27 protein-coding genes are annotated in these 26511 nt (G+C 48.1%); 1 reads left to right on the top strand and 26 read right to left on the bottom strand.

The genetic code is table 11. The features are described from left to right. Nucleotides 1-314 precede the first annotated feature (314 nt). From EIM92_RS14480 to EIM92_RS14375, 22 genes are all read right to left on the bottom strand, one after another. Complete coding sequence (locus EIM92_RS14480) at nt 315-1013, bottom strand: DnaD domain-containing protein (protein WP_125083251.1); 699 nt, start codon at nt 1011-1013, stop codon at nt 315-317. A 79-nt stretch (nt 1014-1092) separates the two neighbouring features. Continuing rightward, nucleotides 1093-2388 carry an asparagine--tRNA ligase gene (asnS, locus tag EIM92_RS14475; RefSeq protein ID WP_125083250.1) on the bottom strand — a complete coding sequence of 432 codons (1296 nt, stop codon included), beginning with the start codon at nt 2386-2388 and terminating at the stop codon, nt 1093-1095. 41 nt (nt 2389-2429) lie between these two features. After that, nucleotides 2430-3635 carry an acetate/propionate family kinase gene (locus EIM92_RS14470; RefSeq protein WP_125083249.1) on the bottom strand — a complete coding sequence of 402 codons (1206 nt, stop codon included), beginning with the start codon at nt 3633-3635 and terminating at the stop codon, nt 2430-2432. Further along, nucleotides 3632-4504: a 3-hydroxyacyl-CoA dehydrogenase family protein gene (locus EIM92_RS14465; protein ID WP_125085197.1), complete on the bottom strand. Its 873-nt coding sequence runs from the start codon at nt 4502-4504 to the stop codon at nt 3632-3634. The genes EIM92_RS14470 and EIM92_RS14465 overlap by 4 nt, the downstream gene beginning before the upstream one ends. A 136-nt stretch (nt 4505-4640) precedes the next feature. After that, a complete protein-coding gene (locus EIM92_RS14460; RefSeq protein ID WP_125083248.1) occupies nt 4641-6143 on the bottom strand; it encodes an AAA family ATPase in 1503 nt (500 codons plus the stop codon). Continuing rightward, a complete protein-coding gene (locus tag EIM92_RS14455; RefSeq protein ID WP_125083247.1) occupies nt 6136-6669 on the bottom strand; it encodes a hypothetical protein in 534 nt (177 codons plus the stop codon). The genes EIM92_RS14460 and EIM92_RS14455 overlap by 8 nt, the downstream gene beginning before the upstream one ends. Before the next feature lie 250 nt (nt 6670-6919). After that, on the bottom strand, nt 6920-7405 hold the full coding sequence (locus EIM92_RS14450; RefSeq protein ID WP_125083246.1) for a cell wall elongation regulator TseB-like domain-containing protein: 486 nt from the start codon (nt 7403-7405) through the stop codon (nt 6920-6922). 51 nt (nt 7406-7456) lie between these two features. Then, entirely contained in the window at nt 7457-8755 is a 1299-nt protein-coding gene (locus EIM92_RS14445) for an amidohydrolase (RefSeq protein WP_125083245.1), read from the bottom strand. Beyond that, a complete protein-coding gene (locus EIM92_RS14440; protein WP_125083244.1) occupies nt 8745-9395 on the bottom strand; it encodes a redox-sensing transcriptional repressor Rex in 651 nt (216 codons plus the stop codon). Before EIM92_RS14440 ends, EIM92_RS14445 begins: the two co-directional genes overlap by 11 nt. Nucleotides 9396-9434: 39 nt before the next feature. Beyond that, complete coding sequence (dinG, locus tag EIM92_RS14435; RefSeq protein WP_125085196.1) at nt 9435-12311, bottom strand: ATP-dependent DNA helicase DinG; 2877 nt, start codon at nt 12309-12311, stop codon at nt 9435-9437. 146 nt (nt 12312-12457) lie between these two features. Next, nucleotides 12458-13090: a tetratricopeptide repeat protein gene (locus tag EIM92_RS14430; RefSeq protein ID WP_211344375.1), complete on the bottom strand. Its 633-nt coding sequence runs from the start codon at nt 13088-13090 to the stop codon at nt 12458-12460. 126 nt (nt 13091-13216) lie between these two features. Next, complete coding sequence (gene panD / locus EIM92_RS14425; RefSeq protein WP_125083243.1) at nt 13217-13600, bottom strand: aspartate 1-decarboxylase; 384 nt, start codon at nt 13598-13600, stop codon at nt 13217-13219. Nucleotides 13601-13602: 2 nt separating this feature from the next. After that, nucleotides 13603-14499 carry a pantoate--beta-alanine ligase gene (gene panC, locus EIM92_RS14420; protein ID WP_125083242.1) on the bottom strand — a complete coding sequence of 299 codons (897 nt, stop codon included), beginning with the start codon at nt 14497-14499 and terminating at the stop codon, nt 13603-13605. Beyond that, complete coding sequence (gene panB / locus EIM92_RS14415) at nt 14496-15365, bottom strand: 3-methyl-2-oxobutanoate hydroxymethyltransferase (RefSeq protein ID WP_125083241.1); 870 nt, start codon at nt 15363-15365, stop codon at nt 14496-14498. The genes panC and panB overlap by 4 nt, the downstream gene beginning before the upstream one ends. Before the next feature lie 293 nt (nt 15366-15658). After that, nucleotides 15659-16642: a biotin--[acetyl-CoA-carboxylase] ligase gene (locus EIM92_RS14410; protein WP_125083240.1), complete on the bottom strand. Its 984-nt coding sequence runs from the start codon at nt 16640-16642 to the stop codon at nt 15659-15661. A gap of 2 nt (nt 16643-16644) precedes the next feature. Next, nucleotides 16645-17940, bottom strand: a complete 1296-nt coding sequence (locus EIM92_RS14405) for a CCA tRNA nucleotidyltransferase (RefSeq protein ID WP_125083239.1) — start codon at nt 17938-17940, stop codon at nt 16645-16647. An 82-nt stretch (nt 17941-18022) separates the two neighbouring features. Then, nucleotides 18023-19183 (bottom strand): N-acetyl-alpha-D-glucosaminyl L-malate synthase BshA, encoded by a 1161-nt coding sequence (gene bshA, locus EIM92_RS14400; protein ID WP_125083238.1) that lies wholly within the window; start codon nt 19181-19183, stop codon nt 18023-18025. A gap of 45 nt (nt 19184-19228) precedes the next feature. Beyond that, on the bottom strand, nt 19229-19942 hold the full coding sequence (bshB1, locus tag EIM92_RS14395; RefSeq protein WP_125083237.1) for a bacillithiol biosynthesis deacetylase BshB1: 714 nt from the start codon (nt 19940-19942) through the stop codon (nt 19229-19231). Continuing rightward, nucleotides 19942-20361 carry a methylglyoxal synthase gene (locus EIM92_RS14390; RefSeq protein WP_211344374.1) on the bottom strand — a complete coding sequence of 140 codons (420 nt, stop codon included), beginning with the start codon at nt 20359-20361 and terminating at the stop codon, nt 19942-19944. The genes bshB1 and EIM92_RS14390 overlap by 1 nt, the downstream gene beginning before the upstream one ends. Nucleotides 20362-20394: 33 nt before the next feature. Continuing rightward, nucleotides 20395-21198: a 4-hydroxy-tetrahydrodipicolinate reductase gene (gene dapB / locus EIM92_RS14385; protein ID WP_125083236.1), complete on the bottom strand. Its 804-nt coding sequence runs from the start codon at nt 21196-21198 to the stop codon at nt 20395-20397. Nucleotides 21199-21219: 21 nt separating this feature from the next. Beyond that, nucleotides 21220-21753 (bottom strand): tetratricopeptide repeat protein, encoded by a 534-nt coding sequence (locus EIM92_RS14380; protein WP_125083235.1) that lies wholly within the window; start codon nt 21751-21753, stop codon nt 21220-21222. 55 nt (nt 21754-21808) lie between these two features. After that, entirely contained in the window at nt 21809-22117 is a 309-nt protein-coding gene (locus EIM92_RS14375; protein ID WP_125085193.1) for a nucleotide pyrophosphohydrolase, read from the bottom strand. Between the two features lie 204 nt (nt 22118-22321). On the opposite strand from EIM92_RS14375, the gene EIM92_RS14370 reads away from it, so the two are divergent. Further along, nucleotides 22322-23191: a YitT family protein gene (locus EIM92_RS14370; RefSeq protein ID WP_125083234.1), complete on the top strand. Its 870-nt coding sequence runs from the start codon at nt 22322-22324 to the stop codon at nt 23189-23191. Nucleotides 23192-23244: 53 nt separating this feature from the next. Here EIM92_RS14370 and EIM92_RS14365 read toward each other — a convergent pair whose 3' ends face one another. The 4 genes from EIM92_RS14365 to qcrB all read right to left on the bottom strand — a co-directional run bounded on the left by EIM92_RS14365 (nt 23245) and on the right by qcrB (nt 26497). After that, entirely contained in the window at nt 23245-24144 is a 900-nt protein-coding gene (locus tag EIM92_RS14365) for a sporulation protein YpjB (RefSeq protein WP_125083233.1), read from the bottom strand. A 49-nt stretch (nt 24145-24193) separates the two neighbouring features. Further along, the gene (locus EIM92_RS14360) at nt 24194-24820 is read right to left on the bottom strand and encodes a DUF1405 domain-containing protein (protein WP_125083232.1); all 627 of its coding nucleotides are present in this window, start codon (nt 24818-24820) and stop codon (nt 24194-24196) included. A 104-nt stretch (nt 24821-24924) separates the two neighbouring features. Next, a complete protein-coding gene (locus EIM92_RS14355) occupies nt 24925-25803 on the bottom strand; it encodes a menaquinol-cytochrome c reductase cytochrome b/c subunit (RefSeq protein WP_125083231.1) in 879 nt (292 codons plus the stop codon). Nucleotides 25804-25825: 22 nt separating this feature from the next. Next, nucleotides 25826-26497 (bottom strand): menaquinol-cytochrome c reductase cytochrome b subunit, encoded by a 672-nt coding sequence (qcrB, locus tag EIM92_RS14350; protein WP_009226991.1) that lies wholly within the window; start codon nt 26495-26497, stop codon nt 25826-25828. Between the last annotated feature and the right edge of the window lie 14 nt (nt 26498-26511).

The following is a 26511-nucleotide window of genomic DNA, read 5'->3' as shown; positions in this document are numbered from 1 at the left end:
CGCTAGCGTCTCTATCCTCTTGGAATGTAACCGCTCAGTATTGCTGCTAGGTCGCTGCTGCATTAACTACGAACATACCTTACTCGCTCTTCAATCTATGTATCCTCTAGACCGCCCCGCAAAAAATTCGCCTTCATATTGTCACTATCAGAATGATGCTTCATAGCTGCTACAGCTCGTCCCTCGATCGTAAGCATCCAGTAGTTTGCTAGGAAGAAAAACCTCTCCTTGCGGAGATTTGGCAATTATAATGACTGGCTGCCACTCCCTCAAGAAGAGGTTCTTTGTTGAAATCCTATATAACTATTAAGTAGCTAACGTCCCATACTCCGGAATTTCTGAGCATATGCCTTGGCATCCTCAACCGTCTGTACGCGATTGCGGCTCCATTCTAGCAAAATTCGATCGATATAGCGAAAATGCACCTTACCGGCAAAGACGGCTTCCTTTAATGCGAGTAAAATAAGATCCTCCGGATATCCATCTTGATCCACCCAACCGGAAATCGTCTCGCATTCCATCGGTGATAAGGGTCTGGCGAATTCCTTCTCAAAAATGACGAATAAATTTCGCTCGTTTACCTCCTGCTGGACAGCAGCTATCTCACGTTCCCGCTGACTTGTCCGCTGCCGCATCGCTGATCGTTCTTCAGTAATGCAATGAGCCAAACGTTCATACATCCCTGTCAGGTTGTAGCTTTCGAATTGGATGCCGGTTTGTTCATCAAGCTCTACATCGATGCTGATGAAGTGATCCTTCATCAGGCGTTGGATGACGGAGGAGACCTCACCAGGCGCTCCTCCCATTCGTTCCTCCAACTGGTCTATCGATGGAAAATCATTTTGCTCCGTCTGCTTATAGACAATCAGTTGCAGCAGTAGCATGACCTCGGTATCACTTAAACCGAGTTTCCGGTAATGGATCATCAGAGCCGCTGGCACAGAAATAACACCGGTTTCCATGCCGTAAGCGACTCCTTTGGCCCATACCTTCCAGCCTTCGGTCAATGCCATACGTCCTCACCTTTCCTATCCCTAGCAACCCCGTACTTGTATTGTATAACGAAAAAGATGATTTCCGGGCTACTTTCTTTTACGGATACAGACGGTACAACATCCGTGGGAACGGAATCGTCTCGCGAACATGTTCAAGTCCGCAAATCCATGCGACGGTCCGCTCCAGTCCAAGTCCAAAGCCGGAATGCGGTACTGAACCATACTTGCGCAAATCTAAATACCATTGATACGTTTCCGGTGACAGCTCGTGCTCTTTAAAACGGGCTTCCATCAGCTCCGGATCATCAATCCGTTGCGATCCGCCTATAATCTCTCCATAGCCTTCTGGAGCGATCATATCCGCGCAAAGCACGACCTCTGGCCGATTTGGGTCAGGCTTCATATAGAATGCCTTGATGCCAGCCGGATAATGCGTGATAAATACCGGCTTGTCATACTGCTCGGCAATCGCCGTTTCATGTGGCGCACCAAAATCTTCTCCCCAAGGAATATCGAAGCCCTTCGTATGCAGGAAATCGATAGCTTCATCATAAGTAATCCGCGGGAACGGTGCCTGGATGTTTTCCAGCTTGGTAATATCACGGCCGATAGCTTCTAGCTCGGATCGACAATTTTTCAATACGGATTGGACGACATGTGTAACGAACTGTTCCTGAACGACAAGGCTCTCCTCATGATCGGTAAAAGCCATTTCCGGTTCAATCATCCAAAATTCGATCAAGTGACGGCGGGTCTTGGATTTCTCCGCGCGGAACGTCGGCCCGAAGGAATAAACCTTGCCTAGGGCCATTGCCGCAGCTTCCATATAAAGCTGACCGCTTTGCGTCAAATAAGCATCCTCATCAAAGTATTTCGTATGGAACAGGTTCGTTGTTCCCTCCGCTGACGTTGGGGTCAGGATCGGCGGGTCAACAAGTGTAAAGTGGTGCTGATCGAAAAACTCTTGAATCGCTCTGATGATTTCCGCACGAATGACCATGATCGCCCGCTGCTTCTGGGAACGAAGCCACAAATGACGATGATCCATCAGGAAATCGACGCCATGCTCTTTCGGTGTAATCGGATAATTTTCCGTCAATTGAATAATGTCAAGCTCCGTAACCGTCATTTCGTAGCCGGATTGGCTGCGTGGCTCCTCCCGAATGACACCCGTTACATAAAGCGAAGACTCTTGCGTCAAGCTCTTGGCTGCATTCCAGGTATCTTCGGATACTTCGCTCTTAACGACAACAGCTTGGATGTAGCCCGTTCCGTCACGAAGTTGCAAAAACTGAATTTTACCGCTTGAGCGTTTGTTGTTTAGCCAGCTGCCGATGACGACCTTCTCACCGACATGCTCGTTAACCTGACGAATCACCGTTTTATTCGTCATGCATGAACATCTCCTCTATCTCTGTACTGATTTCTTTCGTTTTATTGCCCTTCTTTAACGATACGATGCGTATCCCGAGCAATGACCAGTTCCTCATTCGTAGGGATAACAAGAACCTCTACCTTAGAGTTCGGCGTAGAAATGCGACGCGGATCTCCGGAACGAATTTTGTTCAGCTCAAGGTCAATTTCAACGCCGAGATAAGTTAAGTTCTCGCATACCTTCTCGCGTACTATTGCTGAATTCTCGCCTACTCCTGCTGTAAATACAATCACGTCTACGCCGTTCATCGCTGCCGCATAAGAACCGATGTATTTGCGCAAACGGTATTCATACATTTCAAAAGCGAGCGTAGCATTTGGTTCATCGGCTTCCATCCCATCGGTAATATCTCGCATATCGCTACTCGATCCAGATATCGCCAGCAAGCCGCTGTGCTTGTTCAGCATAGAATTCACTTCGTTAATTGTAAGCTCTTCTTTGTTCATTACAAAAGGCACTACAGCCGGATCCAAATCTCCGCTTCTCGTCCCCATAATCAATCCTTCCAGCGGAGTCATGCCCATAGAAGTATCAACAGAGACGCCATCCTTAACAGCCGTCAAGCTAGCTCCATTTCCAATGTGGCAGGTGATGATTTTCAAGTCCTCAATCTTCTGCCCCAAAAATTCAGCCGCAGTGTGGCTTACATACTCATGCGAAGTTCCATGGAATCCATAACGACGAACCCTATGCTTCTTATACAGTACCTTAGGAATCGCATATAAATAAGCTTTTTCTGGCATCGTCTGGTGGAATGCCGTATCAAACACAACGGTTTGCGGGACGTTCGGCAGGTTTGCCTCGGCAGCCTGAATCCCCATCATGCATGCTGGATTGTGTAGTGGAGCCAAATCGAATAAACGGCGAATTTCGGATTTTACTTCCCCGGTAATTAGAGCCGAACCTTTAAATGCTTCGCCGCCATGTACTACCCGGTGGCCCACTGCCTCGATTTCATCAATCGCTTGGAGCACGCCATGCTCTTTGTGAGTAAGCTTTTCGAGTACCTTACGAATCGCTGTCGTGTGCTCCAGAATATCACTAACCTCGGTCACTTCCTCTTTGCCTGTCGGCTTATGAGTGAGAATCGAAGAATCCATACCGATCCGTTCGACTAGACCTTTAGCTAATACAGATTCATCCGTCATGTCATACAGTTGATATTTCAGGGAAGAGCTTCCCGCGTTAATTACAAGAACTTTCATAACCGGTCACCATCCTTGTCGTATTTGAAAAATCCTTCGCCCGTCTTCACACCTAAGCTTCCAGCGCGGACCATTTTTTTCAATACAAAGGAAGGACGGTATTTTAGATCGCCGAATTCACGGAACATGCGCTCGAGTGCAGCCAATACGGAGTCCAGACCAAAACGGTCAGCCATTTCAAGCGGCCCGTACTGGAACTGATACCCAACGCGCATGGCATTGTCGATATCTTCGGCAGTTGCAACGCCCTCACCAAGCACGTGCAGCGCTTCGTTAATCATGACGCAAATGATGCGAGAAGTAACGAATCCTGGTGATTCATACACCATGATACCGCGTTTATCGACAACTTCCTCCACGAAATGCTTGGTTTCTTCAAACGTTGTATCCGATGTTTTGAGTCCGCGGATGATTTCCACAAGATTAATTTTGGATACCGGATAAATAAAGTGCATGCCAATTACCCGCTCGGGATACATTGTTGAACCGGCAATTTCTGTCAGACTGAGCGTTGACGTGTTACTGGCCAGAATAATGTTGCTTGGGCACACATGATCAAGCTCCTTGAACACCTCTTTTTTGGCATCCAAATCCTCCGAAATGGTCTCGATGACCATATCGCAGGTACCCAATTCAGCAAGATGGGTTACTTTATGGACTTTAGACAAAATCAGCTTTTTCTCGGCCTTGGTAATAGCCCATTTCTCAAGCTGCTTATCCAAGCTCGTTTCTATCATATTATAAGCGTGGTCTAATTTTTCAGGTGATTCTTCTACGAGAAGCACATCGAGTCCTTTGGCTGCCAGCATTTCGCTAATTCCCTGACCCATCGTGCCGCCGCCAATGACACCTATTCTTTTGAAGTTCATGGTTCCTTCGCTCCATCCTTTCATCGTCTACACATAATATTGTACCCTTCATGTCGAATAATACAATTTTTTAATACCCAACATATAATAATATCTTAGCACGGACAAAAAGTAAAAAAAATAACCGGCACAAGATTTATGCCGGTAAAAGGACACTGTCACCAAATTGACATCTAAATTGCTCTCCGGAAAGGCGCTCTTCCCGTAAAAGAATTTCCAGCGACTTGTCGAACACGGTGGAATGATCGATCAGCAATTGTTTCGATCTGGCTGCGAGTTCATCCAATATCGCCGAATTTTCCCTCATGAGGACTTCCTTGGTCATCATATCCATGTTGACGATACCAAGGGAAGTCAGCCCGGAGGTCATCATCGTATGCACGATGTTGATCGCTTGCTCAAAATCGTTGCTAGAGCCAGTGCTGCGCTCGCCATAATAGATCTCCTCGGCGGCCGCCCCGGCCAAGGCGATAATAATTTGGCCTTCTAAATAAGCTTTTGTATATAAATATTTATCTTCCTGCGGATTATGGCGGACATAGCCAAGCGCCCTTCCGCGCGGGCTAAGCGCAACCTGATTGACGCTGCCCGGTGCCACTGCTTCGGCTGCTATCGCATGGCCTAGCTCATGAATCGCCACACGGCGCTTCTCTTCCTCCGTTGATTCCCGGTCTGTCCGTTCGCCGAGCATTACCTTATCGATCGCCATGGATAGATGGCGTTGCTCAATTTCCTTCTTGTCTTCTCTCATCGCATAGATCGCTGCCTCGTTCATGACGCTTTCCAGCTGTGCGCCCGAAAATCCAAAGGACTCCTCGGCGAGCTTCTCCAGACTAACACCCTCTTGCAGCGGTTTATTCTTCGCGTGCAGCTCCAATATATGCAAACGGCCTTTCTTATCGGGTAAATCGACCTGGATATGGCGGTCGAATCGACCTGGGCGCAACAGCGCTGCATCCAGCATTTCCTTGCGGTTTGTCGCCGCCATAAGCAAAATACGCGGCGCTTCTGCCGAATAGATACCATCCATCTCTGTCAACAATTGATTCAGCGTTTGATCATATTCGCGCTGCTGACCGCCTTCTCTTTTGCCGCCAATCACATCGATTTCATCGATAAAAATAATTGCATTCTCCTTGTTCTCTTTCGCGGCTCGGGTTCGCGCCTCTTTAAACAATTCACGTATCCTTCCCGCACCGACCCCGACGTACATTTCTACAAATTCACTGCCCGAAGCGGCAACAAAGACTGAGTTCGTATAATGCGCCGCTGCCTTTGCCATCAGCGTTTTTCCTGTTCCCGGAGGGCCGGTGAGCAGAATTCCTTTGATCGGTCTAATTCCAAATTGCTTAATTTCTTCATGGCGAACCATGAAGTCCAGCGCTTCCTGTAACTCTTGTTTCGCGCTGTCCTGGCCTCCAATTTCTTCAAAGGTCAGCTTGGCAGGACCTGCTTTTTTCCGCTTCCGCTCCTGAGCCGCACCAATCGTGATGCCTCCACGCATTTTTAGCGCGGCAAATACCGCACCTGCCATGAGCGTGGCAATAATAAGCGGAACTACATTCAAGCCAATAAATGCCATAAAAACCAATAGCACAGGAACAAATCCGACAATAACTTCCCACATCCATTTACGCATTGGGCCACACCCCCAATTTCTGCGGAATCCGGGGCAAAATAACGTATTTGCTCGCCGCTCCATCGGTTAGCGTCAGATAGACGTTATCGTTGTCCATAACGGCGGTTGTCCGCAGCGTATCATACTTCTGCTCCAATTGCGTCAACGTGCTCTGTATTTCCGTATATTGTCTGCTCTCCATAGCTTGAGCAACAGAAAACAGTGCTTCACTCCAAATTTGATCCAAAGCCGCTGAAGAATGATCTTTTACTTCCAGCTTTAATGAACGCTTGCCTAAAAGCTGTTGGCCATCCTTCTCAATATAGCGAACAAGCCCGCCTATATCCGTACCAGCTTCAAGATCAAGTTTCACCCCCACCTCTTTGGGGGTAATATTCAATTTAACATGATTTACGCCTTCATATTGCTGTACCAGCTTGTGTAACGGAGCCTCGATCGCCCATTGGCTGTAGCCAAACCATCCTCCAAACAACAATACAGCAGAGAATGCTGCGATGGCGACAATTTGTCTAATTCGTAATTTCATTCGCGGCCTCCTTCTATATAGTATATATAAATACTTGCGAATATTGATATACTCTGATCTATCAAAACTTACAAATAAAAGTATAACATACTAGTACATCGTATATCGAAGCCAAAGTATGAATATATTTAAAATTTTTAGAAAATAAAAAATACCCTGGCTCTATGGAGCGAGGGTATTTCTACTGTTAACTGTTATATTTATTGATGCACAGTGCTGTGTGTCTTATAACCTTAAACTCTACCATTGATCATCGATTGGGTAGCGTGAATTTATCAGGCAAAGCCGAGCCGTCGCTGAACCGGAAGAATTGATAATAATGATGCTCTTCTTCCTTGTAAAACAACTGCCATACATACTCATCCTCATAGATCCCGGGCATGAGTCTGACAATTCTGATCCCGGGTAGCGATTGGTTGATGATATTCCGGATTTGCTGCTCCGACTTTCCATTGGCCAGAAGCTCTTCATGGGCTTCTCCGCTCTCCGGAAGCCAAACCATCAGCTCTTCACCGTTCTCATTCTTCCCTTTAATGACCCAGCAAACCTCATCCCAAACCGATTTCCACGTCTTATCGACCGAAATAATACTCGTTTGCTGCTTAGCCGACTGAATCGCCGACTTCTCCTCAATCCAAATATCCTGCTGTATATATACATAAAAACGATGAAGGCCGAAGAGTACCAGCAGCAGAATGAGAATAGAGAGCAGGATCCATTGGGTTCTCTTCTTCAACCTTCTCTTCCTCTCTAATACCAAACTTAAATCTATCTCAATGCTATCTGATTATCTGGACAACAAGCCCTCAAATGCCGCTTGAGCTTCGTGGCGAATCCGCTCTTCATCCAATGTGAGACAAACGCCGTGCTTCACGATTTGTTTCCCATCAACCCATACATGCTCAACATCTTTCGGGCCTGCTGAGTATACGACATGAGACACATAATCGGTTCTAGGCACAAAATGCGCCTGCTCTGTATTAAGAGCGATGAAATCCGCCTTCATTCCCGCAGCAAGCTTGCCCGTATTGTTCAGGAACACCGATTGCGCGCCGTATTCCGTGCCCATTCGCAAAGCTTCCAATGCCGGCACAGCCGTTGGATCGCCCGATACCCCTTTATGGATCAAAGCGGCAAGCCGAATTTCCTCGAACATATCCAAATTATTATTGCTCGCTGCGCCGTCAGTTCCCAAGGACACAGTAACTCCTGCTTTCAGCAGCTCAGGAACTCGAGCCACACCGCTCGCCAACTTCAAGTTACTTCCCGGGTTATGGGAAATAGCGACTTTATGAGCGGCAAGCACTTCAATTTCCTCATCCGTCAAATGCACGCCATGCGCAAGCAAGGTCGGGCGAGAGAACATTCCCAGCTTAAGCAAGTGCTCTACCGGCCTCGCACCGTAATCGGCTACATTTTGCTCTACTTCGGCTTGAGTCTCTGACATATGGGTATGCATCGGCAAATCGAGATCATGCGCGGCTTGCACGAATTGCTCGATGTAGTCCGGCGGACAAGTATAAGGAGCATGCGGCGAAATCATCGTCGTTATCCGGCCGTTGGCTTTTCCGTGCCAGTTCCGGGCAAAAGCCACGGCTTCATCCAGCTTCTGCTTCTGGACCTCCGGCGGACAAAGACCGATTGCCCCGCGCATAAGCACGCCACGAATACCCGATTCCTCCGTTACCTGGGCAACCTGATCCATATGGTCATACATATCCAGAAAGGTCGTTGTGCCTCCTTTGATCATTTCCAGTACAGACAGCGCCGTCCCCCAGTATACATCGCTCCCTGTAAACTTTGCTTCCATCGGCCACATTTTCTCCTGCAGCCATTTTTGCAGCACCATGTCGTCCCCATAGCCGCGGAGCAGCGACATAGCCGCATGACCATGCGTATTGACTAAGCCTGACAGAAACAACAGTCCTCTGCCGTCCAGCACTTCGGCATCATCGCAGTGATCCGGACGCTCAGAACCAATATAGGTAAGAAGATCATCCTCAACGAGCATAAAGCCGTCGATAACGGTTTGATCCTGCTCCAAAACGGCAAATGTGCCGTTCTCAATTAACATTTTACGACTCATTAGAAGTTAGTTCCTTTCCATCATGCAAATAATAAGCTAGACTGAGCAAATCCGTCGTGAAATCGGCCGCATGAATTCTTACCTCTGGCGGAACCTTCAATATCGTTGGCGCAAAGTTTAGAATCGCCCCGATGCCAGCAGCCACAAGTTGATCGGCAACCCGCTGAGCTTCAAAATGGGGCACGGTAATAATTCCGATCCGAATACCTAATGCCTTTACTGTTTCAACGAGTTCATCGATCGGCTGTACAGTAATATTGTTGATTTTGCTACCGATTTTAGACGGTGCTGCATCGAACACCGCCACGATTTTCATATTATCCTTTAAATATGCATTATAGTTGGACAATGCTTGACCTAAATTACCAGCTCCTACAAGAGCTACGTTGATTTGCTGATCCAAATTTAGGATTTGTCTTATTTTCTCAATGAGATATGATACATCGTATCCGATGCCTTTACGACCAAAATCCCCAAAATAAGCTAGGTCTTTACGAATTTGCGCAGGATTGAGATCAAGTTTCTGACCTAGTTCCTGAGAGGACACCGTCGGCACTTCACGCAGGCTCAGCTCATTGAGGAAACGCAAATAAACAGGTAATCTGCGTACAACCGCATCGGAAATTTTCTCTGATTTCATAGCTTTTCTCCCCTTAAAATGGCGCGATATGAATTACGGTTATTGCTCCTTTACTTCCTGGACTTCGCAAACGTCAAGCCATTCGGAAATTCTCGGAACCATTTGCTCGGTCGGCATATGTTCCATTTTAGGCCCAGGCAGTGAATATAAAAAATACTTTCCATAGTAAGATTCCAAGATGCGCGTGTCGTAAACTACAACTATGCCGCGATCCTGCGAAGAGCGAACCAGGCGCCCAAATCCTTGCTTGAAACGTATGACGGCCTGCGGTACGGACAGCTTCATAAACGGATTCTTCTTCTCCTTCTGCAGCCGTTCGCTCTTCGCCTCTACAAGCGGATGATTGGGCGGCTGAAAAGGCAAGCGAACGATCGCCAGGCTTGTCAGCGCCTCTCCAGGAATGTCCACACCTTCCCAGAAGCTGCTCGTACCGAGCAAAACAGAGGCTTCCTGGCCTTGAAATCTACGAGTCAGCTTCGTGCGACTGCCGCTATCCATGCCCTGGCCAATGACGGTAATACCCTCGGAGGATAAATGCTCCTTCAGCGGTTCATAAACCTGTCGCAGCATACGGTAAGACGTAAAGAGCACCAGCATACGTCCGCGCGTAGCTACTGCCGTATCTGCCAGTGACTGCACCAGCATATTTACGAAATGCTCGTCCCCCACACTGCCCTTTACACTCGGAAAGTCCCGAGGAATGACCAGCAGAGCCTGGTTCCTATAGTTGAACGGAGAAGGAAGCATCGAGGTTAGCAGCCGATCGGTATCGGCAGCCTCCTGCAGTCCCAGTTGATCAATCATATACTGAAACGACTTATCCACGGACAAAGTAGCCGAGGTCATGACCACGCTCTTCTTTTTGTCAAAGAAGTAATTTTTGAGCTGTTTACTGACATCGATTGGAACCGCATATATCTGCAAAGAGCGACTGCGGTAGTTCCCGTTTCCTTCGATCCAATACACGGTTTCCTCGTCATCCAGCTTCATAAACGTACGAATAGCTTCCCGCTCCGTTGCCAGGTCTTTGAACAGACCATTAATATCCGTTAGCAAGCTGTCTGCTCCATAATCCTCCTGCTCTTCGCGAATATCGTTCATCATGCGTTCACCCTTACGGACTACCTCGCCAAGCAGGACATAAATATGATTTTCGAGCGCGCTAAGCGTATCCCAATCCTTAGGCTTCTTCTGCGGGTGTAAACGGAGAACGAACTGTCCAGGATCGCCAGGAGCCGCGTCACTGCGTTCGGGCATCAACGAGAATAACATCTCGCTGAGCTTATCCCAGCTCTCCTTCACGTCTATAAGCGCCGGATAAATGCCATCGATAATCCCGCACCAGTCCACCGACTTCTCACTTGGTGTATTCTGAAGCAGGATTCTTAGATTAGGCAGTTGTCCGGTTTTACTATCCTTGAACAAACGGGTCAATGTATGGACTACTGTGAAATATTTCATATGAAGGCCAAGATGCTTGCCTGCGACATCCTCCAAATGATGCGCTTCATCGATGACAAGCCGCTCATATCCCGGAAGAAGCTGATGCCCAGCCTGAATGTCCGTGAACAGCTTCGAATGGTTCGTAATCACAACATCGGCAACCCCGGCCTCATGTTTAGCTCTATGGTAATAGCATTTCCTAAACCACGGGCATGATCGGCCAAGGCAGGAATCCGAATCACTCGCTACGGTGTCCCAGAAATCTCCGCCGCGATTGCCTAAATTAAGCTCTTCATCATCCCCCGTCTCGGTTTGTGTAAGCCACACGACCATTTGCGCCGCGATCATGATTTCTTCTTTGGGAGATGCAAAGTCTTTCCTACTTATTTTATGTTCAAATTTACGCAGACACAAATAATGATTTCTTCCCTTGAACACTGCTGCGCGAAAAGGAAAAGGCACAGCCTCGGTCAGCAACGGGACATCACGTTCCCGGAGCTGCTCCTGCAGGTTAATCGTATGCGTGCTTACCATGACCTTCTCATTATGCTTTACGCCATGATAGATGGCTGGAAGTAAGTAGCCCAGCGATTTCCCTGTACCCGTACCCGCTTCCACAAGAAGGTGCTTCTCCTCATCGAAGGCCTGCATCACATCCTCAAGCATCATATTCTGCGCTTCACGCTCCTCATACTGAGGCAGCTTCAAGCGCAGCCGTTCTCTCACCTGCTCCATAAACTGTTCGAAGCTGATATTTTCGAGCGGGTTGTCAACCATATGATCTCTGGCTGGAACGATATCCTTCCAATCCTCGACTTGCAGCGCATATTGACGGTAATAGGCAAATCCATCCGTACTCTGTTCGCCCTGCAGCTCTCTTTCCTGCAATGCCGCATCAAAGAACCAGCCCAAATCGCTGTCTTCTCCTGCGAACAAATCAGCTAACCGCTGTACGGTAAGAAGCGGCAAACCGGCCAATTCCTCCAAACATTTCAGAAACACATATGCCGTCGCCAGCGCATCGCTATCGGCTTGATGGGGCCGTTCATGTTCAACGCCAAACTCGGCGGCAACGAGCCCTAACTGGTAAGAACTGAGCGATGGGTAAAATATTTTCAAGAAATCCATCGTGTCCAGAATGCGTCCCGTAAACGGAAGATACCCCGTCTTGTCCAATGCGCTTTGCAGATAATTAAAATCGAAAGCCACATTGTGCCCCACGAGCACAACATCGTTGAGGAGCGGGACCATTTCCATCATGACTTCATCCAAGTCCGGTGCATCTTTGACGTCGTCCTCAGTAATTCCCGTTAATCCCGTAATGAAAGGTGGGATCGGTATCGTCGGCTTGATAAATGAATGATATACCTGGGATACGGTCAAATTATGATCTATAATTGCAAGTCCAACTTGAATGATCTCATCGGAGGACTGATTGCCTGTCGTCTCAAAGTCAAGTACAGCATATTTCATTTTTCGTTCCATGGTCCCTTTCGTTCCAGTCTTTACTTCTCTTAACAGCATAACAGAAGATGGACGTTTTGAAAATTAATACAGATAAATACAAAAGAAGCGATGCGCCGTAATATAACGAATCGCGCATCGCTTCTGCAAGTCGGCTACAGCAAAGATATAAGCTGAGTGCCATATTGAAGCTTTCCTGTACTGTGCAGACAAGCTTCCCAATTTGCTAACGGCTCCGGCAAAGTGGGGTCGCTATGATAAGCCAGGGTGAAATACTCCCTCGCTTTGCTGCGGGCTCCCCGTTTCACCTCAATACAGCCAAGCGCATTGTAAATAATGGAGCGCAGCCGTTTATTAGCCGCAGCCTTGAGGACTTCTTCAAAATAATGCACAGCCTCATCGCTTTGATCCAAATGAAGGTGGCACATCGCCAAATAAGTGCGGCCGATCAAGCTTTCCGGATATTCCTCTAGAACAGCTTGAAACTGCAGTAGAGATTGAGAAAACATCAGCAACTTATAATACCCCTGACCTTTCACAAATGCATCGTCGTTCATTTCCGGATAATCCAGCTCGCATTTCTCCTCAAGACGAATACCGCTTTGGCGCAGCGTCCCCATCTTCTCCTCAAAATTAAGCCATTCTTCAATCATGGAGTCGCTCATTTGCTGCAGAAGATGCCACTTCCTGGAGAGTTCGTGTTTATGAACACCTTGAGCGATTGGATAATGACGGGCAATTTCATCCAACATTTCATTCATTTCCGCAAATACATGTTGAAACATCATCCGCAACCCACCCTTTAACGAAAATGAAATCAGTATGAGGCCTTATGTTCATTTTTTGTTTCAGGCGGGCTTTTCATTCCCGAAGGCATAAATTGCATGACAGAGGACAGCAAGAAGCCTTCTTCTCTAACGAACCGTGGCGTGGGTTTCTTGCTCCACGGTCTCCAATGGACGATTGTTGTCATCGACAAACACGATTGTAGGCTTATGGCTTCTCAGCTCTTCCGCAGAAATTTGCGCATAGGAGATGATGATGACATGATCTCCAGGCTGAACCAGGCGGGCTGCAGCCCCATTCAGACAAATTACCCCGCTGCCGCGCGGTCCTGGAATGACATAAGTTTCTAAGCGCGCGCCATTATTATTGTTTACGATCTGCACCATTTCATTCTCGAGCAAATCTGCGGTTTCCATCAAATCCTCATCTATAGTGATGCTTCCTATATAGTTCAAATTTGCCTCGGTTACCGTAGCCCGATGAATTTTGGATTTCATCATTGTTCTATACATAGCTATTTATCTCCCTCCATCGTTAAAATAACATTATCAATCAACCGGGTCGTTCCGAATTTAACGGCAACAGCCAGCAATATTTTTCCTTCTACTTCCTTAACGCGCATAGAACCGGGCAAAGACGCCAAGGAAGGAAAACGGCGGACTTCCGCATAGTCGATTTTCGCCTCCGGCTCAGACTCGATCATTTGGACCAGTTCCTGAGAGAGATCCTCTACCGTAGCTTCCTCGCTTTCCCTAGCCAACTGCTCAGCTTGCCGTAAGGAGCGCGATAGCACAAGCGCGGCCTGTCGTTCGTCTGGCGTTAAGTATACATTGCGGGAACTGAGGGCAAGGCCGTCCTCCTCACGCACAATCGGACACGGAATAATCTCAACATCCATATTGAGATCCATAACCATTTGCGTGACTACTGCAACTTGCTGCGCATCCTTCTGTCCAAAATACGCTCGCTGCGGGGCGACGATATTGAGAAGCTTGTTAACTACTGTCGTCACTCCGTCAAAATGACCCGGACGCGCCGCGCCGCACAAATGATCCGTCAGTTCAGAGACGAGAACCTTCGTCTTGGTCGGCTCCGGATACATTTCTTCTACCGTTGGCAGAAATACAATGTCTACTCCCTCGCGCTTGGCAAGCGACATATCCTTGTCCCGATCGCGCGGATAACGTTCAAAATCTTCATTTGGTCCGAATTGGATCGGATTTACAAAGATGCTCAATACGACGAGATCATTGTCCATCCGGGCATTCCGCAGCAGACTGGCGTGTCCATCGTGCAAAAATCCCATTGTAGGAACAAATCCGACCTGCAGCTCCTTCCCTTCTCTAGCTGCAGCAAGGCGTTCAGCTCGCAAATGCGCTCTTACGTCCTCTATATCCGTCAAAACAATCATGACTGCCTGTCCACCTTCCCTTTTCCGTACAAACCATCCACTACTTTCTCATCTGCAGCAAAAACATGCTGCTCCCCTGGGAAAGCTCGTGTCTTCACTTCATTTACATATTCTGAAATGCCGCTGCGGATTTGATCTCCGATGTCAGCATAAGTCTTCACAAATTTTTTCTCCCGGTAGGCTGAAGTATATTTCAGTACATCATGGAACACGAGCACCTGCCCGTCACAGCCTCGTCCAGCCCCGATTCCGATCGTCGGAATTGCAAGCTCCTTGGAAATCGCGGCAGCAACCTCTTCGGTCACCAGCTCCAGGACGATCCCAAACGCTCCTGCCTGCTCCAAGGCTTTGGCGTCCTCCATAAGGCGCCTAGCATCCTTCTCATCTTTGCCTTGAATGCGATACCCGCCGATTTGATTAACAGATTGCGGTGTCAGGCCGATATGTCCCAGCACAGGCACGCCTGCCTGTACGACAGCTTGAACCGTAGAGGCGATCTCAGCGCCTCCCTCCAGCTTTACAGCATGGGCATGTCCCTCCTGCATCACCCTTCTGACTTCCCGCAGCGTCTCATCAATGCTGCCATGATAAGTCATAAACGGCAAATCCGTGACGATAAAAGTATGCTGAGCTCCGCGTGCTACCGCCCGAGTATGGTAGACCATATCCTCAACTGTTACCGGAATCGTTGTCTCATAGCCTAGCACCACATTGCCAAGGGAATCTCCGACCAAAATCATGTCGATCCCCGCTTCCTCCGCCAAACTGGCGGAAGGATAATCATAAGCTGTAATCATCGTGAGCGGAATTTTATCCTGTTTCATCTTTTTTAGATTAACAATGTTTAGAGCGCGTTTTGCAGCCATTCTCTTCATCTCCTTTTGGTTTTCGAAGCCTATAGATGGGTTTACCGATTAATTCCCCGCGCCAACGACAAATAAACCTTTTATCGTTATAGCGCTAAAAAGGTCCGAATCCAAAGAAGAGTCACTTTTCTCGTTCGTCCCTTCTGTCTCGGTCCTTCTCGGCTCAGAGCAGAATCCGACGCAACCGAATATACTTACGGTCATGACGGTTATTCACTTCCTCATTACAATGTCCACATAAGTGCAGCTCGAAACATCGATACCGCCTTATGTGGACAGTATAGCAAAGTTTTTTACGGATTACACCCGTCAATTTGCACTTCTCCAGAGAAAATTGTGGTTAGCCTGTGATCTTCTTGCATAACGAGTAGTCCTCCGTTCTCATCCAGACCCATCGCTCGACCCCTCACTTCTCCTTGAGCCGTCTTTACAGTGATATCTTGGCCTGTCGTAACCGACAGCGCCTCCCATAAATGACCTATCGGGGCAAATCCTTCTTCCAGATATAACTCATAGAATTTCTCCAGCTCCGCAATAACCGCACCGATCAATACGACACGATCAACCTTTCGGCCGCTTTCGATCTGTAGCGAAGTCGCAATGGTCCGTAGCTCAGGCGGCAAATCACTAGGTTCAAGATTCGCATCAATGCCAACTCCCGCAATACAATAGCGGATCATTTCATCCTCGCCAATCGACTCTAACAATATCCCGCATATTTTCCGTCCATGAACAAGAAGATCATTTGGCCATTTAATACCCACCTCTACTCCCGTTACAGCTCGAATGGCACGACATACCGCCACCGCGCTTAACAAAGTAAGCTGCGGCGCTCTTGTTAAAGGAAGCGGCGGACGAAGCAACAAGCTCATCCATACCCCTTTACCAGCAGGCGAGTGCCATCTCCGGCCTTGTCTTCCTCTGCCAATCGTCTGTTCTTCGGCAATGACAAGCGTCCCCTCCGCAGCTCCTAGCTCCGCCAGCAGGCGAACCTCCTCTTGCGTGGATGTCGTTACCTCCAACAGCTTCAACTTTCGGCCAAAAGACTTTGTATTCATCGCCTGCAGCAAGCCGCTGTATTCTAATCGCTCAGGCTTGCTAATGAGTCGGTACCCCTTCCGAGAGACCGCATCAAATTCATAGCCTTCCTCACGGAGCTTATTAATCTGTTTCCACACCGCCGTCCGGCTAATCGATAATTTCCGGCTAATCTCCTCACCGGATACATACTGGCCCGGCTGCGATAACAGCAGATCGAGCAAGCGACTATGACTCATTTTCACTTCACCACAGCTTTCACATATTCAAGCAACGCTTCCTTCTCGTTCGGAACATCGCCGACAGCTACAAGCAGCAATAGCCGCTTCATCAGTTCGCCAAGCCAGGGCCCACCCTTTAAACCTAACGTAGTCAGTACATCGCCGCCGCGAATGGCCAACTCTTTCAAATCATGCACAGGTACTGCCAGGTGCCACTGCATTTCTTCTTTCTGAAGACGAAGCTGTGCAGCCCGGTCTTCCTCTCCAAGATAAGCCAGCCAGCGGCTTTGTCGGTCCAACCATAATCGACTGATGGTCTGTCCATACTGCAGCTCAATCTCCACCCAACTGCGACGAAGCTGCTCGGTATCTCCCGGTTCCAAGGAGGCCCTTATCTCGTTCCAAGCCTCATCGAACCTCATGATTTGAGAAGTTGTCATCGCAACTTGATTCGAGAACGTCCATTCCTTCATGATTACTTCCGCTTCAGCCGCTGCAATGGCTAGCCCTTGAAGCAGCATCGACCACCTAAGCTCTTGGGGCTCGGCCGGCATATAATCCAGCGCTTGAAGCCGCTTTGCACCTTCCCGAGTTAGCTTGCATGGTTCTATAAACGGAGCTTTCGCATGATGCAGCAGTTGGCTGCGTCGTAGGAGCTCCAGCCCTCGGAGCGGATAAGCACCCAGCAGGAGCCGCTCCAGTTCCGCTCTAATGCGTTCGATCGCCACATAAGTTATTTTATCCCTTCCATTTATCAAAGCGCGCCACAGGCTCTTTACAGGACGGTAACCGAACACCGATGCAAAGCGAATCGCCCGCATCATGCGGAGCGCATCCTCATCAAAACGTTCCTCTGCCTTTCCGACGCAGCGAATGACTCCTTTTCGGATATCCGACAATCCTTGAAAGGGATCGGTCAGTTCGCCCTCCAGACTGCGAGCCATCGCATTCATCGTGAAGTCGCGCCGCTGCAAGTCTTCTACAATACCGCTTACAAATTCGACGGCTGCTGGATGCCGATGATCCTCATAATGGGATTCCTTCCGAAAAGTTGTAACCTCAAAAGGATAATCGCCCATCACTACGGTAACCGTACCGTGCTGCAAGCCGGTTGGAATCGTTCGTTCAAATAAATCCATCACCGACTCAGGCTTGGCTGAAGTCGCGATATCCATATCATGAACCGGGCGGCCCATCAGCTCATCCCGCACGCAGCCTCCAACGAAATAGGCACTGTGACCGGATTTCACCAATGTTTTAAGCACCTTTTCCCCCTGATGCTGCATCAGGGGGTCTACCTGTTTCCAATCGTACATGATACAAAACCTCCAGAGGGTATAGCCCTCTTGCATTATTAACCAATCTCGCACATACACTGATTTGCCTTCGGCAGTAAACTCATCCACACAACGGCTTCAATACGGGCATTTTGCGTCCAAGCACTTTGTAGTAGATACTCTCATACCTCAGCGTTATAAGGTCGCTGCTGAATTCGCCTGTCGCTCTAGCCAAACAAGCTTCTCGCAGCCTATTCGCAAGCTGCTCATCTCTAAACAGTGCGAGCGTATCATCGGCCATTTGCCGTGTATCGCCAATCGGCGAGAGAAAACCCGTTTCACCGTGAGCGACTAGCTCTGGAATTCCCCCGGCAAGCGAACCGATAGTCGGAATACCGCAGGCCATCGCTTCAAGTGCTACGAGGCCAAAACTCTCTTTCTCTGAAGGCAGCAGCAGAACGTCTGCCATCGAAATGACATGGGCAATATCATCCTGTTTACCAAGAAAATGAACGCGATCGGCAATTCCTAATTCTTTTACCTTCCATTGAATCTTCGGCAGATCCGGCCCCTCTCCCACAAACAACAGCTGTGAAGGAACTTCAGCATTCACCATATGAAACACGTCGACTACATCTCCGACCCGTTTGACCGGACGGAAGTTAGATATATGCATCAGTACCTTTTCATCGGGAGCGGCAAATTCGCTCCGGCATGTTTTCGTATCTCGGGGATAGTACACACGCTCATCCACGAAATTATAAGTGAGTTCTATCTCTCTCGTAATGTCGAGCACTTCGCACGTCTCTTTCATAAGGTCGCGGGAGACCGAGGTCACAGCATCACTCTCATTAATAGCGAGCCTGATTAAATCCTTCAAGGATTCATCCTGCGCAAGCACGGTAATATCCGTACCATGCAGAGTGGTGACTATTTTGAGCTTATCTCCCACCATCTGTTTGGCCAATAAAGCGCAAACCGCATGAGGAACCGCATAATGCACATGTAAAATATCCAAGTTCTGCTGCTTCGCAACCTGTGCCATCTTGGTAGCGAGGGACAAATCATAAGGGGGATACCGGAATACATAATAATCACTAACTTCCACTTCGTGATAAAAAATGTTCTTGTGATAACTTCCTAAGCGAAAAGGAACACTGTGGGAAATAAAGTGAACTTCATGTCCTTTTTCTGCCAACAGCTTGCCAAGTTCGGTTGCCACAACCCCGGAACCGCCAAGCGTCGGGTAACAGGTTATGCCGATTTTTAGAAATGGGTCCATATACTCAGGGACCTCCTTCATTTTCTTGTACCTTACTCTTTGAACTTATGTGCTGCTGGATCCGAATAGTTCTATTAAATACGGTGACTTGACTGCAAAGCCTTCGGCATAGGGAATTAGCTTCCGCTGCCCTAACAAGGCATCCCTTGCTTTGACTCGCTCCACATAACCTTGGTTCAAGGGCGTTAGAGCCACGTCCTCTCCAGGAACGGCCTGTCCAAATTGAGAACGGTAGCATTCTAAGGCCTGTTCTTTTAGCGAATAGTACGCGGTCACATCAACAAGCAGATCAGGAGTTCTCCAATCGTTGATGAAGTAGTAATATAAATCAGGTGCCGAAATTGCCGGGATTTCCGGCATATACCGGCGCAGCTTAGCATTAAAGACGGCTTCTTCCACTAGCTTGCTCGCTGCGACATGATCCGGATGGCGATCCTCCCAATAGGGAGCAAACACAATGTCCGGCGACAATTGCCTAATGGCCTTGGTAACAACAGCAATATTTTCAGGCGAGGCATGCAGTGAACGATCCGGTAGTCCCAGATTGCTTCGATGCGCCAGTCCTAGCACCAGCGAAGCAGCAGCAGCTTCCTCTTGCCGCAGCTGAACATTGCCGTTCGATGATAGCTCCGCTTCCGTTAAATCCATAATTCCAACCTTATGCCCTGCCGCTACCTGCTTAGCGATCGTTCCGGACATCCCAATCTCCGCGTCATCTGCATGGGCGCCAATGACCAGTATATCCAGCTTAATGCTCATTAGGCTAACCCCGGCTTGTTCTGCTCTACTAGTTCACGCCATGCAAAGTCGCCCCGGTCGAGGGCTCGAATCAAGATTTCAGCTGTCGCCATATTCGTAGCCACCGGAACTCCATGCACGTCGCAAAGACGGAGCAACGCTGTAATATCCGGCTCATGCGGCTGAGCCATCAGCGGGTCGCGCAGAAAAATCACGAGATCCATTTCATTTTGAGCGATCAGCGAGCCGATTTGCTGGTCACCACCCAGTGGGCCAGACAGAAAACGGTGAATCTTCAAATTCGTGCTTTCCATAATCCGAGCACCTGTCGTTCCCGTAGAGTAAAGTTTTTTATCCTTAAACACATGTTCATAGGCGATAGCCAGGTTAACGATATCTTCTTTTTTACGATCATGAGCAATAAATGCGATATTCATCATGTGCGTTATCTCCTTTTTGAGCAGCGGATCATCTCAATCCACAAAATGTTCGAAACCATAGATCAAGCCTTTATATTCAAGAACTTTCTTAATCGCCAGGTTGACTCCTGGCATATAGCCTGCACGTTCATATGAATCATGACGAATTTTCAAGGTCTGGCCAAACCCGCCGAAGATGACTTCCTGCTGAGCAAACACCCCCGGCAGACGGACGCTGTGGATACGGAAGCCGTTATAATAGCCTCCTCTCGCTCCATCAATCGTCTCTTCTTCATCCGGATTACCTTGACGCAATTCCTCGCGGTTCATAGCGATTAACTCCGCCGTCTTAATCGCAGTTCCAGAAGGAGCGTCAAGCTTCTGATCTCCGTGGTATTCAATAATTTCGAGGTGAGGAAAATATTTTGCAGCCTGCGCTGCAAATTTCATCATCAAAATGGCTCCAATGGAGAAGTTTGGAGCAATCAACCCGCCGATGCCCCGTTCTTGACACTGCTTGTCCAAATCCTCGATTTGCTCCGGGGTGAACCCCGTCGTCCCGATCACCGGACGGACCCCATGCTTGATCGCAATCATTGTATTGGAATACGCCGATTGCGGCGTAGTGAAATCAACCAGGACCTGGGGCTTGCCTTCTACTAAAGCAAGCTCCAAATCTTTGCTTAGCGTCACGCCGCAAGCAGGAAGTCCTACCAGTGTCCCCGCGTCTAATCCTTCATCCGATAAGTTCACGGCGGCTACGAGACGAAAATCGGGATCCTCCAATACCATCTTTACTACTTCTTTACCCATTCTGCCGCCTGCTCCAGCAACAGCTACTCTTATTTGTTCAGTCATTTCATGATTACCTCACATTTCCTAGGATGATGATTGATTGATCTCGGATTTAAATCGCTGTTCTAATTTTTGAAGCTGCTTTGTGATGGCCTCGTCCTGAGGAAGCTGTGCAGCTTCCTGAACCGCCCGCAAAGCCAATGAGTACTGCTGCAATTCGCCGTAAGCTATCGCAAGCCACAGCATAGCGATCACGGACAGCGGATCTAGATGAACCGCCCGCTCAAGCAGAGTAACCGCAGATTTAACCAGGCCCTTATGACGGGCATTGGCTTGCTCTAGCTGCTTTTTCGCCAAAACCGTCAACTCTTTGGATTGCAACCGATCATAATGTGATTTATATTCCAAATGGGCGGGCTCTAATGTCGCAGCCAAACGCGCATGATGAATCGCCTTCTCCAATCGATCACTGCGTGCACAAGTAATAGATAGGCGATAATGAATGTCCGCATTGTCTGGGCCCTCAGAAAGCGCCTGCTCGAACCAGTGAATCGCTCCTTCAAAATCATTATCAAAGATGCTGCGATAGGCTTTCTTCAAATATTGTTCCACCTGCATATGCTGTCCCCCCACGATTATGGGCTGTCATTACTACAGCATATGAAAAGTCAGGCTAATCGGTGTCCTTTTTGGTCCAGCGATCTGCATCGCGGGTATTAAATTTATGCATCACCTTATTATGAGCTTCTGTCAGGTCGATGCCTAGCGAATTAGCAAAACACATTGTAATAAATAATATATCTCCAAGCTCCAATTCAATCGAATTGTCTGCTTCATCCGGTTTCTTCGGCTTTTCACCGTATCGGTGGTTAACTTCCCGAGCCAGTTCACCAACTTCTTCACTCATTCGGGCAAGCATACTGAGCGGACTGAAGTAGCCTTCCTTAAACTGTGATATGTATTCGTCCACTTCGCGCTGCATTTGTGACAGTGTTTTCTCTTGCAATGCCTAGGCCTCCCCCGTCTTTACTCAGGTTTTAACCCTATGTTATCGTAAAGACGTTTTGAAAACAAATCATTTTTTAATCCCTGTGTAAAAAGGTATACTATAGGAGTTAACTTCTACTCTACATAAGGTGAAAATAAGAAAATACAGTACTTTATTTCTAACAGGAGAGGGATCTTGATGAGAACAATCAAACTTACAAGTTATTTGCGCACGTTACTTCCCATCATGCTGGGAACAGCGATCTACGCCTTTGGGCTGCTTTATTTCATAATTCCCAATCAATTGATGGAAGGCGGGGTTACGGGGATAACCATCCTGCTGAATTATGCGTTCGGGATATCCCCCTCTATCTCCAACCTCATCCTAAACATCCCTCTTTTTCTGTTAGGTTGGAAAACCCTTGGGGGACGTTCGATTGTTTACACCGGCATAGGCATCGCTTCTCTGTCTTTTTTTCTATGGTTATTCGAAAAAATGATTCGCACCGGCTGGATCAATCCGTTTACGACCCAGCATGATTATATCCTCGCCTCTCTCTACGCGGGCGTTACGCTCGGAGCGGGTCTTGGTCTCGTGTTCCGGTTTGGCGGTACGACCGGAGGCTCCGACATCATCGCCAGAATCCTCGGCCGAAAATATGGCTGGAGTATGGGACAAGTCATCTTAAGCCTGGACGTTATCATTATCGGTCTTTCTCTCTTCTATATTCGGGAGGAGAATATTTTGTATACGCTGGTTGCTGTCTTCATCGCCTCTAAGGTCATCGATTTCATTCAGGAAGGCGCTTATTCGGCCAGAGCATTCACGATTATTAGTGACTCTGCCCCGGAGATCGCCGATATCATTACGAAAGAAATGGATCGAGGTGTCACCCTAATCCCGGCCGTCGGCGCATATTCTAAACAAGCGAAACATATGGTTTATTGCGTCGTTTCTAGACAGGAGATGAGGCGTCTACGGGCTATCGCCAAATCCGTAGACCCTAGAGCATTCATCATCATTAATGATGTGCATGACGTGCACGGAGAGGGTTTTAAAGAGGACTAGCCCTGCTGAGTTACACAGCAGGGCTAAACGAAGAGTAATGCTTATTTTCAGTTTTATTCTCTTTTATTAAACAAACCGTCATTTCCCTTAGGTCTGCGTACAGAAGAAACGGCTTGCTCCGCTTGATATTTACGCATTCCTGTATACGTCAGAGCGAGCATTATCCAGCCGCCGATCAGGGCGCTCCAATACCAGGGGCTTCTTGAGCCGATCAGGGGGAGAAACACCGGCTCATTCCCCCTGCGCTCGAACAATTCCTGCAGCAGCGGAGCCCCTTGGCTGATCGCCTCCTTCAGCGCCCCTTCATCCCAGGTAGCTTCATTGCCAAGCCTCACGATATACGATAGCCATGAATCGAATTTACGAACATCCGAAGGTTCTCTCTGAATGATTGCTGCTGGTCTGATCAACTCATAGTTCGCTTGCAGAGATTGCAGCGCCTCCTTAAATTCCGTTCGGTTACCGCCAGAACGCGCTTTTCCCATATCCTGCAAGTTGCTGAACATCACTTTATAGTATTGCCGCCATAAGGCATTTTGTTTATGCGTCAAGCTGTTTACAGCCAATCTTAATCTTGCAGAAGTCTCCATCCACGCTTCCGGGGACAGCTTTACCTGATTTATAGACTCGCGTGTGTCCATAATACACTCAGCCAAAGCATGAATCCCGTCTACCGATGTCAAGCCTTTAAAAGAGAGCCCCTCCAACGCCCGAATTAATTGATCCATTTCCTGATGAACTGTAGACGTATTCACCTGCTGCATGGCATGGTATAAGCGCTCAGTCGCCGCTTCAAGGCTCCTCAATCTCTCATCCCGCTTTTCAGCAAGCACCGTAGAATCCGTTCCCATAGCATCGGCCATACCCGGGAGTTGTACAGTCCAGCCTATAAATAACAGCACTGTCAACAGCACCAGCAGTACCCGTCTATTATTATCCCCATTCACGGACATCCCCCCTTACCAATCATGGTATGGCAAGCTGTCCCGCCTTAGAACCGGGTTATATTCTTTTTGCGGCTCTCATCGCAATCCATCCAGCAGCTATACTGATTCCCGTTAAGGCCACGGTAAAGACCATGACGGTTCCGACATCATCCCAAAGCACCTGCGGCAGCCAAGGATATACACCAAATGAGTAATCCATGAAATCATTAAGGAACGTCCAAGTACCGGCGAGAAGCAGCATGATCGACCCATATGCAAATAGTCGTACGAACAATAACGCTTCCACGGCCATCGCCAGATGAGAAACGACCAGCATCCAATCCTGCCATACAAGCACATCGCCTTGATAAGCCCCGGCGAATATGATGCTTACAGCCCAGACGCCATATTTGACGCTCGTCACGACTGCTAACGCTTCAATTAGTGTCCGAATTCTATGATACTTTGATAAAGAATTGGGGAACATTAGAAAAAGCAGTGCTAGCGTAAAAAACAGACTTGCCGTCGGACTATCCGGAACAAAAGGAATAAGCCAACGCGGATAGTTGGCCCATGTATCCCAAAGCTGCGCACCATACCATATGTACCCGTATATCGTTCCTAATAGATTACTTATAAATAAAGCCCATAATATAAACCGGCTCGAAAGAAATTCCCGGCCCCATAACAAAGAAAGCTTCAACGTTCATGCTCCTTCCATACCATGCTTTCGCCCGGCATTGCTTGGTTTTATGAAACCAAAAACCTGATCGCATGATAGCGATCAGGTTTTACTTCATTACTATTTTACTGTTCCGCTTTTTGTTTCGCAAGCCATTCAGCCAAATGATCAATATCCTCATCCGTCAGACCCGCGGTAGTCGCTGCCTGATACATCGGCTGCATCGTGTTGTAGCCTTCTTTGATAATTGTCAGAATTTCGTCCTTGTTGTACTTGTCTCCGATCCCGCGCAGTGAAGGAGCAGCGGTTCCTTTCAAATCGGCTGCATGGCAGTTGATGCAGGTTGCCTTCTTATAATACTCCATAGCAGGATCATCTTTATCCACGATGGCAACTTCTTTCTGCCGAACCGCATTTGAAGTAGGCAACCCTCGTTCCCGTTTCTCCCGAGCCTCTTCTTCACGCTGAATATGCTCGGGCTGTGTTCCAGACGCTTCAAGCTCATGCTTATAATGCGTCCAGGCTACGTTCGTCAAATAAACGATAGCTGCTAGCGACAGGAACATCAACGAGGAGGCGATCGGACGGCGATAGAAGCGACGTTCCTTCCCGCGATCCAAGAACGGAGCGAGCAATAAACCGCCAAAAGCTACGCCGGGAATACCCAATGTTCCAAGTACAACCCAGTCTCCCGAAGCGTATGGATATTTCAGATACTGATAGAGGAACAAGAAATACCAGTCCGGCATCGGAATAACTGATGCGCTTGGATTAGCGGGGTAACCGAGTGGAGCCGGCTCCGAAATTGTCAATACTAGGAAGCCAACAAGTACGACAACGCCAACCATCCATTCTTTTAACAAAAAGTTCGGAATAAATGCCTCCGACTTACCGGGATATGCCGTATAATCAGGAGGAGTGATAAATCCGCTACCCTTTCGTACGCGCGAATCGCCGACAAATACGACTTTTTCTTTCGATTTCGATTTGTCTACGTGAGCCATGTTCATGCCTCCCTTCTCAATATTATAGTGGACCGGAAATACCCTGTCTGCGGATCATGATAAAGTGTCCTACCAGAAGGATAAGCAGCACGGCCGGGAGGAAGAACACGTGAATAGCAAAGAAACGAGTAAGCGTCTCAGCCCCTACGATGGAACCGCCTTGAAGCAGTTCTTTGATGACCGGCCCAAGAACCGGCACAGAGTTAGCAATTTCTAGCGTTACTTTCGTTGCAAAATAAGCCTTGTTGTCCCATGGCAGCAAATAGCCGGTCAGACCAAGTCCGATCATGACAAAGAATATGAGCATGCCTACAACCCAGTTCATCTCACGCGGCGCTTTGTACGAGCCTGTAAAGAATACCCGTAGTGTATGAAGGAACATCATGACGATAACCAAACTTGCTCCCCAGTGATGCATACCGCGGACGATCTGACCAAATGCGACCTGTGTCTGCAAGTATTCCACACTGGCATAAGCATTAATAATATCAGGAACGTAATACATTGTAAGGAACATTCCCGACAAGATCTGGATAACAGTAATAAAGAACGTCAAGCCACCAAAGCAATACACGAAAGCAGAGAAATGATGCGCAGGGTTAACGTGTTCAGGCACCTCGTGATCTGCCACATCTCTCCAAATTGGCGTGATATCAAGACGTTCATCAATCCAGTTGTACACATTTTTAAACATCCGAATCTACGCCT

This window comes from Paenibacillus lentus, assembly GCF_003931855.1.
In the GTDB taxonomy this organism is placed as follows: domain Bacteria; phylum Bacillota; class Bacilli; order Paenibacillales; family Paenibacillaceae; genus Fontibacillus; species Fontibacillus lentus.
The sequence above is the reverse complement of the archived record's forward strand: the minus strand, read 5'-3'. Positions and strand labels throughout refer to the sequence as shown.

Excerpts from the sequence above, each read along its gene's own strand:
- EIM92_RS14480 (WP_125083251.1), bottom strand. The coding sequence starts at position 1,013 with ATGGCATTGACCGAAGGCTGGAAGGTATGGGCCAAAGGAGTCGCTTAC.
- asnS (WP_125083250.1), bottom strand. The coding sequence starts at position 2,388 with ATGACGAATAAAACGGTGATTCGTCAGGTTAACGAGCATGTCGGTGAG.
- EIM92_RS14470 (WP_125083249.1), bottom strand. The coding sequence starts at position 3,635 with ATGAAAGTTCTTGTAATTAACGCGGGAAGCTCTTCCCTGAAATATCAA.
- EIM92_RS14465 (WP_125085197.1), bottom strand. The coding sequence starts at position 4,504 with ATGAACTTCAAAAGAATAGGTGTCATTGGCGGCGGCACGATGGGTCAG.
- EIM92_RS14460 (WP_125083248.1), bottom strand. The coding sequence starts at position 6,143 with ATGCGTAAATGGATGTGGGAAGTTATTGTCGGATTTGTTCCTGTGCTA.
- EIM92_RS14455 (WP_125083247.1), bottom strand. The coding sequence starts at position 6,669 with ATGAAATTACGAATTAGACAAATTGTCGCCATCGCAGCATTCTCTGCT.
- EIM92_RS14445 (WP_125083245.1), bottom strand. The coding sequence starts at position 8,755 with ATGAGTCGTAAAATGTTAATTGAGAACGGCACATTTGCCGTTTTGGAG.
- EIM92_RS14440 (WP_125083244.1), bottom strand. The coding sequence starts at position 9,395 with ATGAAATCAGAGAAAATTTCCGATGCGGTTGTACGCAGATTACCTGTT.
- dinG (WP_125085196.1), bottom strand. The coding sequence starts at position 12,311 with ATGAAATATGCTGTACTTGACTTTGAGACGACAGGCAATCAGTCCTCC.
- EIM92_RS14430 (WP_211344375.1), bottom strand. The coding sequence starts at position 13,090 with ATGATGTTTCAACATGTATTTGCGGAAATGAATGAAATGTTGGATGAA.
- panD (WP_125083243.1), bottom strand. The coding sequence starts at position 13,600 with ATGTATAGAACAATGATGAAATCCAAAATTCATCGGGCTACGGTAACC.
- panC (WP_125083242.1), bottom strand. The coding sequence starts at position 14,499 with ATGATTGTTTTGACGGATATAGAGGACGTAAGAGCGCATTTGCGAGCT.
- panB (WP_125083241.1), bottom strand. The coding sequence starts at position 15,365 with ATGGCTGCAAAACGCGCTCTAAACATTGTTAATCTAAAAAAGATGAAA.
- EIM92_RS14410 (WP_125083240.1), bottom strand. The coding sequence starts at position 16,642 with ATGAGTCATAGTCGCTTGCTCGATCTGCTGTTATCGCAGCCGGGCCAG.
- EIM92_RS14405 (WP_125083239.1), bottom strand. The coding sequence starts at position 17,940 with ATGTACGATTGGAAACAGGTAGACCCCCTGATGCAGCATCAGGGGGAA.
- bshA (WP_125083238.1), bottom strand. The coding sequence starts at position 19,183 with ATGGACCCATTTCTAAAAATCGGCATAACCTGTTACCCGACGCTTGGC.
- bshB1 (WP_125083237.1), bottom strand. The coding sequence starts at position 19,942 with ATGAGCATTAAGCTGGATATACTGGTCATTGGCGCCCATGCAGATGAC.
- EIM92_RS14390 (WP_211344374.1), bottom strand. The coding sequence starts at position 20,361 with ATGATGAATATCGCATTTATTGCTCATGATCGTAAAAAAGAAGATATC.
- dapB (WP_125083236.1), bottom strand. The coding sequence starts at position 21,198 with ATGACTGAACAAATAAGAGTAGCTGTTGCTGGAGCAGGCGGCAGAATG.
- EIM92_RS14380 (WP_125083235.1), bottom strand. The coding sequence starts at position 21,753 with ATGCAGGTGGAACAATATTTGAAGAAAGCCTATCGCAGCATCTTTGAT.
- EIM92_RS14375 (WP_125085193.1), bottom strand. The coding sequence starts at position 22,117 with ATGCAGCGCGAAGTGGACGAATACATATCACAGTTTAAGGAAGGCTAC.
- EIM92_RS14370 (WP_125083234.1), top strand. The coding sequence starts at position 22,322 with ATGAGAACAATCAAACTTACAAGTTATTTGCGCACGTTACTTCCCATC.
- EIM92_RS14365 (WP_125083233.1), bottom strand. The coding sequence starts at position 24,144 with ATGTCCGTGAATGGGGATAATAATAGACGGGTACTGCTGGTGCTGTTG.
- EIM92_RS14355 (WP_125083231.1), bottom strand. The coding sequence starts at position 25,803 with ATGGCTCACGTAGACAAATCGAAATCGAAAGAAAAAGTCGTATTTGTC.
- qcrB (WP_009226991.1), bottom strand. The coding sequence starts at position 26,497 with ATGTTTAAAAATGTGTACAACTGGATTGATGAACGTCTTGATATCACG.